Source organism: Microbacterium sp. NPDC090281 (assembly GCF_044769635.1).
GTDB lineage: Bacteria > Actinomycetota > Actinomycetes > Actinomycetales > Microbacteriaceae > Microbacterium.
Window position 1 is genome coordinate 1,764,182 of record NZ_JBIVYH010000001.1, and the last position, 14,189, is coordinate 1,778,370.

Consider the following 14,189-nt stretch of genomic DNA (forward strand, 5'->3'; position numbering starts at 1 on the left):
CGCGCATGCCCAGTCCACGTGCAGACTGCGCGTCTAGGATGAGAGAAACACGAGGAAGGGTGGGCCTCTGATGGAATGGCTCGTGCCGGTACTGATCGTTGTCGGAGTGATCCTGCTCGTCGGCATCTATCTCTGGGCCACGTACAACTCGCTGGTGCAACTGAACGTCCGCGTCGATGAGGCGTGGAGCGGTATCACGGTGCAGTTGAAGCGACGAGCCGACCTCATCCCGAACCTCATCGAGACGGTCAAGGGTTATGCCTCCCACGAGAAGGCCGTCTTCGAGAACGTCACTCGTGCGCGCGCCGAGACTTTGTCAGCCGGTGGGCCTGGCGAGGCCGGCATCGCCGAGGGACACCTCCAGCAGGCGCTGCGCAGCCTCTTCGCGGTCGCCGAGGCGTACCCGCAGCTGCAGGCGAGCACGAACTTCCTCCAAGTGCAGCAGGCTCTGGTCGACACCGAAGACAAGATCCAGGCGGCACGCAGGTTCTACAACGGCGGCGTACGCGAGCTCAACACCAAGATCAAGGTCTTCCCGAACAACCTGTTCGCCAAGGGACTGGGCTTCTCAGAGCGCGAGTTCTTCGAGGTGGCCGACAGCAGCGCCATCTCCGAGCCGCCGCGCGTGCAGTTCTGACGAGACCGTCCGTCACCACGCCGACAGCACGAGTCCGTCGGCGGTGAACGACGCCTCACCCCGCAGGCTCCAGGAATCTGTCCGGTAGGTGACGGTGCGGGCGGCGCCGTCTTGGCCGATGCCGGTCATGGTAGCCACGAGCACTCCACCCTGCGCGGTGAATCCCGTCGGCGTCAGTGTGATCGCGGGTGACTCGTCGATGCGGTAGTCGATCTCGGTCACCTCGCGGAACTCCGTGCCCCACGGAATTCGGATGCCACATCCGTCTGGCACCTCGCTGCCGGGCGCAGTACAGGTCTCGAGATGCTCGTCGAGCTGGGTCTGTGCGGCCGCGGTGGCCTCTGGACGTAGTTCGGCGTCGACGGCCGCGGTGGCTGCAGCGCCGGGCAGCAACTGCACCGTGGTCTCGCCGGAGAGCAATGCCGACGGTGCGGCAGTTACCGTATAGGCCGCCGGCAGCAGCGCGATCTCCTTGCTGACGGGTGTGGTTGCCGCACCGATCGCGACGTCGGAGCCGATCGTCGACTGGGCGGTCAGCGTGCCGAGGCCTGATTCGTCGACGGTCCAGCGTCCGTCGATCGGAATCAGCGTCAGCTGCGCGGTGCGCTTCTCATCGTCGAGGCGGAACGTGACGTCGACGTTCGCCGAGTCGCCGTCTTCCCGGACCGTCGTCACCACGGCTTCTTCGATCAGCGCGGTTGCTGAGCCGAAGGCGTCGAGTGCCGTCGCCGACACGGTGATCCCGGTCGCAGCCACGGCATCGGCGTCTCCGGATTCCAGGGCGTGCAGATATCCGAGCGCTGCGTCTTCGGGCGTGGGTGGACGGGTCGTCGACTGCCAGAACCACAGTCCGGCGGCGATGACGACGAGCCCGGCGGCACCGCCGATCAGCCACCACCGACGCCTGCTCATCCGATTCCCTCTCGTGCATGCACGTGACGACGCACGGAGGGGCCGACTCCCGCGCCTCCCGTCAGCGCCGTATGCAGAGCTGCGGTGGCGTCGCCCCAGCCCGAGACCGATACGTGCTCGAGGCCCTGCCACTTCGCGGCGAGAGTCAGCTCGGCGGCGATGGGGTCGGCGTCGCCGGCGCGCGCCTGGGGCTCCCACCAGGCTGACTGCACCTGCAGGGTCGACGTCGAACGATCGGCCTTGAGATCGACCCGCGCGACGATGCGGTCGCCGACGAGAACGGGCAGCGAATAGTAGCCGTATCGGCGCTTCTCAGCCGGAACGTAGATCTCGATGCGGTAGTCGAGCTCGAAGGCGCGGAGCGCCCGTTCACGGAACCACACCACCGGGTCGAAAGGCGTCAGCAGGGCCGCTGTGTCGACTTTGCGGGGGAGGACGGCGTCTCGATGCCGCCAGGTGGGGAGCGGCCGGCCGCCGCGGTCCCAGCCGCGCACCTGCACCGGAAGCAGCTCACCGGTGTCGACGAGATCGGCGATCGATCGGGCAACAGCTGTGCGATCGCGGATCCGGTAGTAGTCGGCGAGGTCGGATTGCGTCGCCACGCCGCTCGAGCGGGCCGCACGGCGCGTCAGCTCGAGGATCGCGTCGGCACGGGAGATCTGCTGTGAACGGATGCCATCGGGGATGACATGCTCAGCCAGGGCGTAGGTGCGCTCGAACCCGCGGCGCCCGCTGATCGCGACGTCTCCGGTTCGCCACAAGTGCTCGAGGGCGAGTTTCGCATCGTCCCAGTCCCACCAGGTTCCGCGTTCGCGAGGCGCGTCGTCGCGGAGATCGGCCGGGCGCAGAGGACCACGGGCGCGCAGCTCATCCTGCACCCATTGCACCGTTCGCGCGTTGCTGCTCGTCCACGAGTCCTCTCCTGCCCAACGCCTGCGGAAGTCCTCCATGCGGAACCGCCAGAGCGGCCAGTCCTCGATCGGGATGAAGGTCGCTTCGTGGGCGAGGTATTCCACGTAGTGGGTGGTGCGGGAGAGGAAGACGCGGTCGAGCAGTGCGGGCTCGTAGGCGCCGAGGCGCGAGAACAGGGGCAGGTAGTGAGAGCGCGCGAAGACGTTCACCGAGTCGATCTGGAGCACGCCGAGCCGGTCCATGACCCGGTGCACGTGCCGCCCAGAGACCGAGGCCGGACGCGCGCGGGTGAAGCCCTGAGCCGCCAGGGCGATGCGGCGAGCCTGGGCGGAACTGAGGGTATCGGTCACATCGCCAGGGTATCGTCGGCCACCGACACGGGGTGCGAGGGAAAGGATGCGTCCAACGGCATACGGCATGACCGTAGACTTGGGCGATGAGCGAGGACCAGCGACCCCGGCTGCGAGATCTCTTCCGTCCGCGCCCGGTCTCCACCGACCGCACCGTGACGACCGAGGCCGACGAGGCGGTGCCCCTGCCCCTTCGGATCACCGCGAGCTACGCCTGGCGGCTGCTGCTGATCGCGGCGGCCATCGGCGTCTTCATCTGGCTGGTGATGACGCTCAAACTCCTGGTCATCCCGCTCATGGTCGGCATCCTCATCACCGCCCTCCTGTGGCCGGCGTTCTCGTGGATGCTGCGACGCGGACTCCCGCGCTGGCTGGCGATAGCGATCTCGCTCATCGGAACGGCCGCGATCGTCACGGGACTGATGTGGCTCGTGGTCTGGCAGGTTCGAGAGCAGCTGCCAGACGTGCAGAAGCGCTCGACCGAGGCCTTCGACCAGTTCCAGGTCTGGCTGCACGAGGGGCCGCTGAGCCTCTCCGACACCCAGATCGCCAACTTCGTGCAACAGGGCCTCGACTTCCTCACCGAGCAGACGCAGGCGCTGTGGACGGGAGCGCTGGCGATCGGCACGACCGTCGGGCATGTGGCGACGGGGGCGGTGCTGGCGCTGTTCATCCTCATCTGCCTCCTGGCCGACGGCGCCGGCATCTGGCGGTGGACCCTCCGGATCTTCCCGCGCAACGCCCGCCCGGCCGTCGACGGTGCAGCCCGCAACGGCTGGACCACCATCGTGAACTACGCGCGTACGCAGATGTTCGTGGCGACGATCGATGCGATCGGCATCGGGCTCGGGGCTTTCCTGCTCCAGGTGCCTCTCGCGCTGCCGGTCGCGGTATTGGTGTTCCTCGGCTCCTTCATCCCGATCGTGGGAGCGGTGGTGACCGGCGCGGTCGCCGTGTTCCTGGCGCTCGTCTACAACGGGCCCTGGATCGCGCTCTGGATGCTCGTGGTCGTCCTGGCGGTCCAGCAGATCGAGGGACACATCCTGCAGCCGATCCTGATGGGCTCAGCGGTCAAGGTGCATCCGCTCGCCGTCGTCCTCGTGGTTGCCGGAGGCGCGATGATCGCCGGCATCCCGGGAGCTCTCTTCGCCGTGCCGCTCGCGGCCTTCGTGAACGTCGCGGCAGTGACCATCAGCACCGGGTCGTGGCGCACCGGCGCCGGCCCTGGCGGAGACCTTATCTGGAGCACAGTACCGCGCGAGCGGAGACGGAGGAATCGATGAGCGAAGTCCCCAGCCTGACCGAGTTCGAACAAGCAGCTCAGAGTCTGGCTGAGGTGATCTCGCACACGCCGACGCTGCCGTCGCGAGCTCTCTCCGACATCCTCGGAGTCCCCGTCCTGTTGAAGATGGAGAATCTTCAGCGCACGGGGTCGTTCAAGATCCGTGGTGCGGCGTACCGGTTGTCGAAGCTGAGTGCTGAGGAGCGCTCTCGCGGAGTCGTCGCGGCCTCGGCTGGAAACCATGCACAGGGCGTCGCGCTCGCGGCGCAGGAGCTCGGCATCTCCGCCACGATCTTCATGCCGCTGGGCGTTCCGGTGCCGAAGCTGCTCGCCACGCGTGGCTATGGCGCAGAGGTCGTGCTCGAGGGTGAGACGGTGGCGACTTCGCTGCGCCTCGCCGCCGAGTTCTCCGAGCGCACCGGTGCCATGCTGATCCACCCGTTCGACCATCGCGACGTCGTGATCGGGCAGGGAACTCTCGGGCTCGAGCTGCTGGAGGATGCGCCCGACGTCGACACCGTCGTCCTGGGCATCGGGGGTGGCGGGCTCATCGCCGGTGTCGCCGCCGCCGTGAAGGCGCGCGCCGCCGAGCTCGGGCGCACGGTCCGCATCATCGGTGTGCAGGCGGAGAACGCCGCCGCAGTGCCGCCTTCGCTCGTGGCGGGCGAACCTGTCGACATCGTCACACGTCCGACGATCGCCGACGGGATCCTGGTCGCGCGCCCTGGCGCGATCCCGTTCGAGATCATCAAAGATCTCGTCGACGAGGTGGTCACGGTCTCCGACGACGACCTGGCGCGCGCGATCCTCATCCTGCTGGAGCAGGCGAAGGTCGTGGTCGAACCCGCAGGAGCCGCCGGCGTGGCCGCGATCCTGGCCGGCAAGGTGTCCGCGACGGGGACCACGATGGCGGTGCTGTCCGGTGGCAACATCGATCCGCTCCTGCTCCAGCGCGTGGTCTCGCACGGGCTCGCGGCCTCCGGCCGCTACCTCACCATCCGCATCCCGTTGCCCGACCGTCCAGGTCAGCTCGCCCGAGTGTCCGAGCTCGTCGCCGAAGCCGGGGCGAACGTGATCGAGGCGATGCACACGCGGCATGGTCACGGACTGCAGATCAGCGACGTCATCCTCGAGCTCAGCGTCGAGACGCGTGGCCCCGAGCATTCGGAGCACACGCTCGACACGCTGCGCCGTGCCGGCTTCGAGCCCATCCTCATCGCCGACTGAGCACGACCGCCCGATCACGCAGAAGCGCCCCCGCGTCCGAGAGGATGCGGGGGCGCTTCTGCGTGGCGGCTCAGCCCGTGTAGGTCTCGACGTTCACGATCTCGACGCTGATCGAGCGGCCGTTCGGAGCCTCGTACGAAGACTTCTCGCCGACCTTGAGGCCGAGGATGGCCTGTCCGAGAGGGCTGGCTTCGCTGTATACGTCGTGGTCGCTGCCTGCGGCGATCTCACGGCTGCCGAGGAGGAAGACCTCTTCGCCACCGGCGACCAGCGCGGTGACCACGGTGCCGGGCTCGACGATTCCGCGGCTGGCCGGAGCCTCGCCGACCTTGGCGGTCTTCAGCAGGCCCTCGAGCGTGCGGATGCGGGCCTCCTGCTTGCCCTGCTCATCCTTCGCGGCGTGGTATCCGCCGTTCTCCTTGAGGTCGCCCTCTTCGCGAGCCGCCTCGATGCGCTTGGCGATCTCGTCGCGGCCGAAGGTGGACAGGTGCTCCAGCTCGGCGACGAGCCGGTCATACGCTTCCTGCGTGAGGAAGGGAACCTGAGCGTCGGTGGACATGACGAAGCTCCTTCTTTCGGTATCCCTCCGACGTGCTGCGGGGGATATGCCAAGACGCCCTGGCACGGTGCCAGGGCGTCGTCTGTCTGGCACGAGTCTAGGCGACCCAGCAGGTGTTCACCAAACCTGTGGTGGCCTCGGCGACGGTCGGGATGGTGACCGATCGCGCCTGCGAGTGGCTGTCTCCGGCCTCGATCTCGACGATCTTCCAGCCGACGACGCCGAACTCCTCATCGAGTGCTTCGACGGCGCACACGACGTTCTTGCCCTGCACGCCGGTCACCTGGAAGCTGATGTTCACGGAGTGCTCGTCGACGAGCTCGAAGCCCAGATCGTCGGCGTCGACGGATGCCATCGACTGGGCGACGGTCATCCAGCTGAAGGCACCGACGATCAGCAGTGCGATCGCGCCGCCGATGATCCATGGCGTCCGCCGTCGTCGGGTTCGGCCATAGCGTTCGTCGAGCTCTTGTGCGGTCGTCACAGGTGGGTCTTCCGGTCGTTAGGCTGGTGTTACCAGGTTATGCGACCTGCGTACGAAAGGTCGATTCATGCTCGCTCTGTCCGAGACCCCGATGCCGACACCGAGCATGACGGTCGATCCGGTGTCCGTCACTCCGGGTTTCGTCGGCTTCGCCGCGATCGTCGTGGTCGTGATCGCAGTGATCCTGCTGATCTGGGACATGAACCGCCGCATTCGTCGTGTCCGGTACCGCGAAGAGGTTCGTGACGAGCTGGATGCCGAAGAGGCCGCGCGGGCCGGGGGCGACACCGCTGCTCCCGAAAAGGGTTCGCCGACATCCGACGGCACTGCCGCTCCTGACGTCGACGGCGAGAAGCCCGCCCGCTGACCGGCCGTTACGGCGCGCCCAGCGAGGGCGACAGCGGTGCCAGCGCGATGAGCAGGCATGCCGTCCAGTGGCACAGGAACGCGAGCACCGTGCACACGTGGAAGATCTCGTGGAAGCCGAAGTGGCCGGGCCAGGGGTTGGGCTTCTTGAGTGCGTAGACGATCGCGCCTCCCGTGTAGAGGAGTCCGCCCACGATGACCAGCACCATCATCGCGAAGTTCGCGTTCATGAGGTCGACGATGTACATCACCGCGGCCCAGCCGAGCAGCAGATAGAGGGCGACATACAGCCAGCGCGGGGCGTTGATCCAGAAGACGCGGAAGAGGATGCCCACCAGCGTTCCTCCCCAGACCAGACAGAGCAGCAGCACGCCCTTCTCCGGCGGCAGTGCCAGGACGGCGAGCGGGGTGTACGTACCGGCGATGAGCAGCAGGATGTTGGCATGGTCGATGCGCTTCAGCAGCACCTTGACCTTCGGCTGCCAATCGAAGCGGTGGTACAGCGCAGAATTGCCGAACAACAGCAGCGATGTGAGCATGAACACGGCGGAGGCCCATTTCGCCGGTGCGCCGTCGGCCACGATGATCAGCACGATCCCCGCGATGACGGCCACGGGGAAGGTCCCGGCGTGGATCCACCCTCGCCAGGTCGGCTTGATATCGACCGCCGCATCCACTTCCGCAGCTTCCAGCAGAGGCAGCTGGGGGACGTCGGGGCCGGAGGGCTCAGGAGTGCTCACGTGCTCACTCTAAGCCGATGCGCATACCCGGCAGGGCACATATCCTCGGCGTCCGCGCAGGGTGCCGAACGCTCCGGCACGATAGCGTAGGGAGGTGATGTCACGCGAGAGCCCGGGGCGAGGGCCGCTGTATCGGCTCTACACCAACCGGCTGCGCCGCCACCTCGATTCCGCATCGGTGCCGCATCATGTCGCGATGATGATCGACGGCAATCGTCGATGGGCGCGTCAGCTCGGGTTGGACACTCCCGCCGAGGGGCATCGGGCCGGCGCCGCGAAGATGCGCGAATTCCTGGGCTGGTGCGATGAGCTGGGTGTGCGCGTCGTGTCGCTGTACCTCCTCTCCAGCGACAATCTGCGCAAACGCGACTCCGGTGAGCTCGCCGACCTCATCGAGATCATCGCCGAACTCGCAGTGGCGGTGTCCCAGGAGGAGAACTGGCGCGTGAAGCATGTCGGTCGCGCCGACATCCTGCCGGACGAACTCGCTCGCGTGCTCGCCGACGCCGAGGAGCGCACGAAGGATCACACGGGTCTGCACGTGAATCTGGCCGTCGGCTACGGCGGCCGCAACGAGATCGTCGACGCGGTGCGCAGCATCATCACGAAGCATGAGGCCTCCGGCGGCACGATGGAGGATCTCGCCGCACACCTGACTCCCGAGATGATCGGCGAACATCTCTACACCGGTGGGCAGCCTGACCCCGACCTCGTGATCCGCACCAGTGGGGAGCAGCGGCTCAGCGACTTCCTCCTCTGGCAGAGTGCGCACAGTGAGTTCTACTTCGTCGAGGCTTTGGGGCCGGATCTCCGTCAGGTCGACTTCCTGCGCGCGATCCGCGACTACGCCGATCGGGACCGGCGCTACGGTCGCTGAGTGGGCACCTGCGGGAGCTGTCCCCGTGCCAGAATGACGCAGTGAGCACTTTCCAGGACTATGTCGACACCTTCGACAACGAGTCCGGCTATCTGAACTGGGCGGCTTTCGGACCGCTGTCGCCGTCGGTCCGCGAAGAGGTCTTCGCCGACGCCGACCTGCTCGGAAGCGGACGGCCTTCCTCTCTCTCCCTGGTCGCCGAGCGCATCGATCAGGCACAGGAGCTCGTCGCCGAGTTGCTCGGCGGAGAAGCCGACGACGTCACGCTGCAGCCATCATCGACCAACGGCCTGATGCATGCGCTGTTCGGCCTGTCCGGGGCGGTGATCGCGAGCACGGCGGAGTTCCCGAGCGTCAGCCTGACGGTGGAGCGTGCCGCGACCGCATCGAATCACGCCGTGACCCCGCGGTGGATCACGCCACACGACGGACGGGTGACCCCGGATGCCATCGCCGAGGCGCTCGATGACGAGGTGGTCGCGCTGGCTGTGAGCCACGTCGACTTCCGCACCGGGTACCGCGCGGATCTCGCGGCGCTGCGCGAGGTCATCGGCCCCGATCGTCTGCTCATCGTCGATGCCGTCCAGTCGTTCGGCGTGATCGACGTCGACTACGCGGCGGCCGATGTAGTGGTCGGTCATGGCTACAAGTGGCTGCGCGCCGGTCGCGGCAGCGCGTTCGCGTGGTTCTCGCCCCAGGCCAGGGAGCGCATCGTCCCCGTCCTCTCCGGGATCACCGGCACGACGGCCAGCGGTCTGTTCGTCGACGAACTCCCGGCGCCCGCGCCATCCGCCCGGGCCTTCACGATCAGTCAGCCGGACACACTCGCCGCCGGTCGACTAGCCATCGGGGTGCGCGACGTGCGCGACGCCGGTGTCGCCGCCATCGAGGAACGGGTCGCGGAACACGTCGACGCCGTGATCGAGATCGCCGATCGGCACGGAATCGACGTGAGCTCGCCGCGTGAGCGCTCACAGCGGGCGGGGATCGTCGCGCTCGCCCCGGAGGAGCCCGCAAGGCTGGCCGCCGCCCTCGCGAACGCCGGGATCATCGTCACGGCTCGCGGCTCCTCGGTACGGATCGCGCCGCATGCGGGCACGGATGCGGCGACCTTCGACCTCCTCGACGAGACTCTGCAGGCATTCGGCAACGAGACGTTCACGAGCGCGTAACGAAACGCTGGCGTGTCGAAATCGGGTTAAGCACCGTCGCGGTCGTACGTTCTAGGCATCGGGCAAGGAGCCCGATCGAGTCGGCCTCAGGTTGACGGCTCGTGACCCCCTGGTCGACTCGTTCGAATAGCCGGGATTCCCCGGGTCGGGAGTGGGTCGTGACCACACGTACAGCGCAGCAGTCCACCAGCACCGCGCAGCAGTCCACCCGTAAGACATCGAGGCGAGCAACCTCCGCTGATTCTGATCAGGATCTGCGCACCTATGTGCTCGACACCTCCGTGCTCCTGAGCGATCCGCAGGCGTTCTTCCGGTTCGCCGAGCACTCCGTCGTCCTTCCTGTCGTCGTGATCTCGGAGCTCGAGGGCAAACGTCACGATCCGGAGATCGGCTACTTCGCGCGGCAGGCCCTTCGCCACCTCGACGACCTGCGCATCGAGCACGGGCGGTTGGATTTCCCGGTCGAGGTCGGTGAGGGAGGGACCCTCCGCGTCGAACTCGCGAACACCGACTCCTCGGTTCTCCCGGCGGGCATCAGGCTCAGCGACAACGACACGCGCATCCTCTCCGTGGCCATGCACCTCGCGCAGGATGGACAGGACGTCACGATCGTCTCGAAAGATCTGCCCATGCGGGTCAAGGCGGCATCTCTCGGCCTGCGCGCCGAGGAGTACCTCGCCGAGCAGGCGGTGGACTCCGGGTGGACCGGCATCTCGACGCTCAACCTCACCGGCGACGACATCAGCGACCTGTACGAGAGCGAGGTCGGCATCAGCGAGGAGGCACGCGGGCTGCCGGTGAACACCGGACTGATCATCCACTCCGAGCGCGGCTCCGCGCTCGGCCGGGTCACCGGCGACGGCGAGTATCGACTGGTGCGCGGAGACCGCGACATCTTCGGCATGCACGGCCGTTCGGCAGAGCAGCGAATCGCGATCGACCTGCTTCTCGATCAGGAGGTCGGCATCGTCTCCCTCGGCGGCCGCGCCGGCACCGGCAAGTCGGCGCTCGCGCTCTGCGCAGGACTCGAGGCGGTGCTGGAGCGGCAGCAGCAGAAGAAGATCATCGTGTTCCGGCCCCTGTTCGCCGTCGGTGGGCAGGAGCTCGGCTACCTCCCCGGTGACCAGGGCGAGAAGATGGGCCCCTGGGGGCAGGCGGTGTTCGACACGCTGGGTTCGGTCGTCTCCGGAAACGTGGTCGAGGAGGTCATCGAGCGCGGACTGCTCGAGGTGCTCCCGCTGACCCACATCCGCGGACGTTCACTCCACGACGCTTTCGTGATCGTCGACGAGGCGCAATCGCTCGAACGCAATGTGCTCCTGACGGTGTTGAGCCGCATGGGGCAGAACTCGCGCGTCATCCTCACCCACGACGTCGGCCAGCGGGACAATCTCCGCGTCGGCCGGCACGACGGTATCGCCAGCGTGATCGAGACGTTGAAGGGACACGACCTCTTCGGTCACGTGACCCTGACGCGTTCCGAGCGCTCGGCGATCGCAGCCCTCGTCACCGAGCTCCTGGAGGGTGGAGAGCTCAGCTGACGACGGATGACAGCGGATGCCGCGTGGGCAGAGCTCCGCGGCATCCGCTGTTTCGTGCGTGCGCGGTGGGTGCGCGGGCCCGGAGACGAAGGATGCCGCGAGGAACGAGTCCTCGCGGCATCCGGCGATGCGTGTGGGCGGATCAGCCCGGGTGCGTCATCGACAGCAGGTCGAGCTTCTCGTCGAGCTGATCGAGGGTGAGGTCGCCGCGCTCGACGTAGCCGAGGTCGATCACGGCGTCGCGCACCGTGATGCCCTTGGCGACCGAGTGCTTGGCGATCTTCGCCGCGGCCTCGTAGCCGATGAGCTTGTTCAGCGGCGTCACGATCGAGGGGCTCATGCCCGCGAATGCGGCGGCGCGCTCGACGTTGGCCTGCAGGCCGTCGATCGTCTTGTCGGCGAGCACGCGCGAGGCGTTCGAGAGCAGACGGATCGACTCGAGCACGGCCGTGCCCATGACCGGGATGGCGACGTTCAGCTCGAAGGAACCGGAAGCCCCGGCCCAGGCGACCGTCGCGTCGTTGCCGATCACGCGGGCGCACACCATCAGCACGGCCTCGGGAACGACCGGGTTGACCTTGCCGGGCATGATCGAGGAACCCGGCTGCAGGTCGGGGATGTGCAGCTCGCCGAGACCGGTGTTGGGACCGGAACCCATCCAGCGCAGGTCGTTGTTGATCTTGGTCAGCGAGACCGCGATCGTGCGCAGTGCGCCGGAGGCCTCGACCAGGCCGTCGCGGTTGGCCTGCGCCTCGAAGTGATCCTTGGCCTCGGTGATGGGCAGCTCGGTCTCGGCCGCGAGAAGCGCGATGACCTTCTGCGGGAAGCCGAGAGGCGTGTTGATGCCGGTGCCGACCGCGGTGCCGCCTAGCGGAACCTCGGCGACGCGGGGGAGGGCCGACTGCACGCGCTCGATGCCCAGGCGGATCTGACGGGCGTAGCCGCCGAACTCCTGGCCCAGGGTCACCGGTGTCGCGTCCATGAGGTGGGTGCGGCCGGATTTGACGGCGTCCTTCCACAGCTCAGCCTTCGCCTCGAGGGCCACGGCGAGGTGGTCGAGCGCGGGGATGAGCGTGTCGATGAGCGCCTGGGTGACCGCGATGTGCACCGAGGTCGGGAACACGTCGTTCGACGACTGCGAGGCATTGACATGGTCGTTGGGGTGAACGGTCGCACCGAGGATGCGCGTCGCGAGGGTCGCGAGCACCTCGTTCATGTTCATGTTCGACGAGGTGCCGGAGCCGGTCTGGTACGTGTCGACCGGGAACTCGGCATCGAAGCTGCCTGCGGCGACCTGGTCGGCGGCCTGGGCGATCGCGTCGGCGATGGCCCCGTCGAGGGTGCCGAGCTCTTTGTTGGCGAGCGCTGCGGCCTTCTTGATCCGGGCCAGGGCGGCGATCTGCGTCGATTCCAGCCCCTTACCCGAGATCGGGAAGTTCTCCACGGCGCGCTGCGTCTGCGCTCCGTAGAGCGCATTCACGGGCACCCGCACCTCACCCATGGTGTCGTGTTCGATGCGGTACTCGGTGTCGGTCATTCCGAACCCTCCTTGGTTGCGGGGTCAGTCCCCTGGATAACGGCGTCATCGGTGTCGATCCCGACCGTGATCACGGGCACGGCGGTGCCCTCGGCCAGACGGTAGTTGGCGCCGACGATGCCCAGGCGGCCGGCGGCGACGGCGTTGCTGATGACCTCGGACGACTGCAGCAGATCGCTCACCGTGTTGCGCAGGTGCTCGATGCCGACGAGTTCCGAGTCGATTTCGGCGACGGTGGTGCCGCCGTTCTCGGCCAGGACCTTCCGTGCCGCAGGGACGATCGGTGCGATCAGCTTCCAGATGTGCGGAGGCAGGGGAGCGGCGTCGATCGCCGTGCCGTCGATGGCGGCGCGCACCGCTCCGCAGGAGTCATGTGCGAGCACCACGATCAGCGGCACCTCGAGCATCGCGACGGCATACTCGAGGCTCGCGACGATCGACTCGCCGATGACCTGTCCGGCGTTGCGCACCACGAACAGGTCGCCGAGGCCCAGGTCGAAGATGATCTCGGCGGCGAGACGCGAGTCGGAGCATCCGAACAGCGTCGCGACCGGATGCTGCGCGGCGGTCAGATCCTTGCGGCGGGCGACGTCCTGGTTGGGGTGTCGCGGCTCATCGCTGACGAAGCGACGGTTGCCCTCCTGCATCTGCTGCCAGGCGGCGGCAGGCGTGAGCGGGTGCGTCATGAAGCCTCCGAGATGGTGCGGATCTGCGGAATGAGCGACTCGGCGAGTTCGGCGGTCGAATCCGCGGAGCGCGAGCCGTAGAGCAGGATGTAGTCGTCGCCGGCCTGCGTGCCGATGGCGTAGGTGACGTTGGCGTTGGATTCTGCGCTGCCCGGCTTGTAGACGTCCCAGTCGAGGCCGCCGATGCGCACCGTGTCGGTCGGAGCGATGCCGTTCAGTCGTTGCGGCGCCCACGAGGAATCGGCGTCGAAGGCCTGCGTGACCTTGATGAAGCCGCGCTCCTTGTCGGACTTGGGGGCGAGAGTGACCTCCCACACGACGGTCGCGCCGCCCTGCATCTCCGCGCCGTTCGCACGCCAGAAGTCGCCCAGCTCGGGGATGAGGACAGGGCTGTCCATCGAGGACTCGACTCCCGCGGCGATCCCGGCGACGTCGAGAGGCTTGGGCTGCACCGGCTCACCGCGAGGTACCGCGAAGATGATGACGGCGACCACGGCGACGGTGACCAGGAGGGCGGCGATGAGGTTCCGGAAAGTCTGGCTGGAGCGGTACGCCTTGCTGGAGGCTGCCTTGCGGGCGGCTGTTTCGTCCGCGGTCTCGGGGCGGCCGAGTTCGGCGATGATGGGGGGCTGCTTGCTCATGACTCTCCAGCCGGTGCATCGGCATCGGACGCTGCGGCTCGCGCGGCATCCAGTCGGCGCTTCGCACCGAGGAGCCACTCCTCGCAGCGGGCGGCCAGTGCTTCGCCGCGCTCCCAGAGGGCGAGAGAATGCTCGAGGGTCGGGGATCCCTGTTCGAGCTCCGCGACGACCTTGACCAGCTCGTCACGGGCCGCCTCGAACGACAGCGTGTCCACGGGGGTGTCGTTCAGGGCGCTCACTCCTCCATCTTACGTCGTGCGTCGCCG

Annotated in this window: 16 protein-coding genes; 7 read left to right on the forward strand and 9 right to left on the reverse strand. The window is 67.5% G+C overall.

Going from position 1 to position 14,189, the window contains the following annotated elements; all coding sequences use genetic code 11:
- Positions 1–70: 70 nt before the first annotated feature.
- On the forward strand, positions 71–637 hold the full coding sequence (locus ACIQTX_RS08515) for a LemA family protein (protein WP_021199536.1): 567 nt from the start codon (positions 71–73) through the stop codon (positions 635–637).
- 12 nt (positions 638–649) lie between these two features.
- Here the strand turns inward: ACIQTX_RS08515 and ACIQTX_RS08520 are convergent, their stop codons facing one another.
- A complete protein-coding gene (locus tag ACIQTX_RS08520) occupies positions 650–1,549 on the reverse strand; it encodes a hypothetical protein (protein WP_402971216.1) in 900 nt (299 codons plus the stop codon).
- The gene (locus ACIQTX_RS08525) at positions 1,546–2,811 is read right to left on the reverse strand and encodes a winged helix-turn-helix domain-containing protein (RefSeq protein ID WP_402971219.1); all 1,266 of its coding nucleotides are present in this window, start codon (positions 2,809–2,811) and stop codon (positions 1,546–1,548) included. Before ACIQTX_RS08525 ends, ACIQTX_RS08520 begins: the two co-directional genes overlap by 4 nt.
- An 86-nt stretch (positions 2,812–2,897) precedes the next feature.
- On the opposite strand from ACIQTX_RS08525, the gene ACIQTX_RS08530 reads away from it, so the two are divergent.
- Together ACIQTX_RS08530 and ilvA are read left to right on the forward strand one after the other, a co-directional pair.
- On the forward strand, positions 2,898–4,094 hold the full coding sequence (locus ACIQTX_RS08530) for an AI-2E family transporter (protein WP_028503802.1): 1,197 nt from the start codon (positions 2,898–2,900) through the stop codon (positions 4,092–4,094).
- Positions 4,091–5,320 (forward strand): threonine ammonia-lyase, encoded by a 1,230-nt coding sequence (ilvA, locus tag ACIQTX_RS08535; protein WP_402971222.1) that lies wholly within the window; start codon positions 4,091–4,093, stop codon positions 5,318–5,320. The genes ACIQTX_RS08530 and ilvA overlap by 4 nt, the downstream gene beginning before the upstream one ends.
- 70 nt (positions 5,321–5,390) lie before the next feature.
- On the opposite strand, the gene greA is transcribed toward ilvA, so the two are convergent.
- Positions 5,391–5,879: a transcription elongation factor GreA gene (greA, locus tag ACIQTX_RS08540; RefSeq protein ID WP_028503804.1), complete on the reverse strand. Its 489-nt coding sequence runs from the start codon at positions 5,877–5,879 to the stop codon at positions 5,391–5,393.
- A 97-nt stretch (positions 5,880–5,976) separates the two neighbouring features.
- The gene (locus ACIQTX_RS08545; protein ID WP_028503805.1) at positions 5,977–6,363 is read right to left on the reverse strand and encodes a DUF4307 domain-containing protein; all 387 of its coding nucleotides are present in this window, start codon (positions 6,361–6,363) and stop codon (positions 5,977–5,979) included.
- A gap of 67 nt (positions 6,364–6,430) precedes the next feature.
- Between ACIQTX_RS08545 and ACIQTX_RS08550 the strand changes: the two genes are divergently transcribed.
- The gene (locus ACIQTX_RS08550; protein ID WP_402971226.1) at positions 6,431–6,730 is read left to right on the forward strand and encodes a hypothetical protein; all 300 of its coding nucleotides are present in this window, start codon (positions 6,431–6,433) and stop codon (positions 6,728–6,730) included.
- 7 nt (positions 6,731–6,737) lie between these two features.
- On the opposite strand, the gene ACIQTX_RS08555 is transcribed toward ACIQTX_RS08550, so the two are convergent.
- Positions 6,738–7,469 (reverse strand): hemolysin III family protein, encoded by a 732-nt coding sequence (locus ACIQTX_RS08555; RefSeq protein ID WP_105526653.1) that lies wholly within the window; start codon positions 7,467–7,469, stop codon positions 6,738–6,740.
- 97 nt (positions 7,470–7,566) lie between these two features.
- Between ACIQTX_RS08555 and ACIQTX_RS08560 the strand changes: the two genes are divergently transcribed.
- The 3 genes from ACIQTX_RS08560 to ACIQTX_RS08570 all read left to right on the forward strand — a co-directional run bounded on the left by ACIQTX_RS08560 (position 7,567) and on the right by ACIQTX_RS08570 (position 11,059).
- A complete protein-coding gene (locus ACIQTX_RS08560; protein WP_028503808.1) occupies positions 7,567–8,346 on the forward strand; it encodes an isoprenyl transferase in 780 nt (259 codons plus the stop codon).
- Between the two features lie 41 nt (positions 8,347–8,387).
- Positions 8,388–9,518, forward strand: a complete 1,131-nt coding sequence (locus ACIQTX_RS08565; protein WP_402971231.1) for an aminotransferase class V-fold PLP-dependent enzyme — start codon at positions 8,388–8,390, stop codon at positions 9,516–9,518.
- 158 nt (positions 9,519–9,676) lie between these two features.
- Positions 9,677–11,059, forward strand: a complete 1,383-nt coding sequence (locus ACIQTX_RS08570; RefSeq protein ID WP_028503810.1) for a PhoH family protein — start codon at positions 9,677–9,679, stop codon at positions 11,057–11,059.
- 142 nt (positions 11,060–11,201) lie between these two features.
- On the opposite strand, the gene ACIQTX_RS08575 is transcribed toward ACIQTX_RS08570, so the two are convergent.
- Genes ACIQTX_RS08575 through ACIQTX_RS08590 form a run of 4 tightly spaced genes read right to left on the reverse strand, consistent with a single transcriptional unit; the run spans position 11,202 to position 14,162 of the window.
- Complete coding sequence (locus ACIQTX_RS08575; RefSeq protein WP_402971234.1) at positions 11,202–12,596, reverse strand: class II fumarate hydratase; 1,395 nt, start codon at positions 12,594–12,596, stop codon at positions 11,202–11,204.
- Positions 12,593–13,282, reverse strand: a complete 690-nt coding sequence (locus ACIQTX_RS08580) for a carbonic anhydrase (RefSeq protein WP_028503813.1) — start codon at positions 13,280–13,282, stop codon at positions 12,593–12,595. Before ACIQTX_RS08580 ends, ACIQTX_RS08575 begins: the two co-directional genes overlap by 4 nt.
- Positions 13,279–13,923, reverse strand: coding sequence for a DUF4245 family protein (locus ACIQTX_RS08585; RefSeq protein ID WP_028503814.1), 645 nt, complete (start codon positions 13,921–13,923; stop codon positions 13,279–13,281). Before ACIQTX_RS08585 ends, ACIQTX_RS08580 begins: the two co-directional genes overlap by 4 nt.
- Entirely contained in the window at positions 13,920–14,162 is a 243-nt protein-coding gene (locus ACIQTX_RS08590; RefSeq protein WP_028503815.1) for an exodeoxyribonuclease VII small subunit, read from the reverse strand. The genes ACIQTX_RS08585 and ACIQTX_RS08590 overlap by 4 nt, the downstream gene beginning before the upstream one ends.
- Positions 14,163–14,189: the final 27 nt, after the last annotated feature.

Coding starts and splice junctions, on each gene's coding strand:
- ACIQTX_RS08515 (WP_021199536.1), top strand. CDS start 71: ATGGAATGGCTCGTGCCGGTACTGATCGTTGTCGGAGTGATCCTGCTC.
- ACIQTX_RS08520 (WP_402971216.1), bottom strand. CDS start 1,549: ATGAGCAGGCGTCGGTGGTGGCTGATCGGCGGTGCCGCCGGGCTCGTC.
- ACIQTX_RS08530 (WP_028503802.1), top strand. CDS start 2,898: ATGAGCGAGGACCAGCGACCCCGGCTGCGAGATCTCTTCCGTCCGCGC.
- ilvA (WP_402971222.1), top strand. CDS start 4,091: ATGAGCGAAGTCCCCAGCCTGACCGAGTTCGAACAAGCAGCTCAGAGT.
- greA (WP_028503804.1), bottom strand. CDS start 5,879: ATGTCCACCGACGCTCAGGTTCCCTTCCTCACGCAGGAAGCGTATGAC.
- ACIQTX_RS08550 (WP_402971226.1), top strand. CDS start 6,431: ATGCTCGCTCTGTCCGAGACCCCGATGCCGACACCGAGCATGACGGTC.
- ACIQTX_RS08560 (WP_028503808.1), top strand. CDS start 7,567: ATGTCACGCGAGAGCCCGGGGCGAGGGCCGCTGTATCGGCTCTACACC.
- ACIQTX_RS08575 (WP_402971234.1), bottom strand. CDS start 12,596: ATGACCGACACCGAGTACCGCATCGAACACGACACCATGGGTGAGGTG.
- ACIQTX_RS08580 (WP_028503813.1), bottom strand. CDS start 13,282: ATGACGCACCCGCTCACGCCTGCCGCCGCCTGGCAGCAGATGCAGGAG.
- ACIQTX_RS08585 (WP_028503814.1), bottom strand. CDS start 13,923: ATGAGCAAGCAGCCCCCCATCATCGCCGAACTCGGCCGCCCCGAGACC.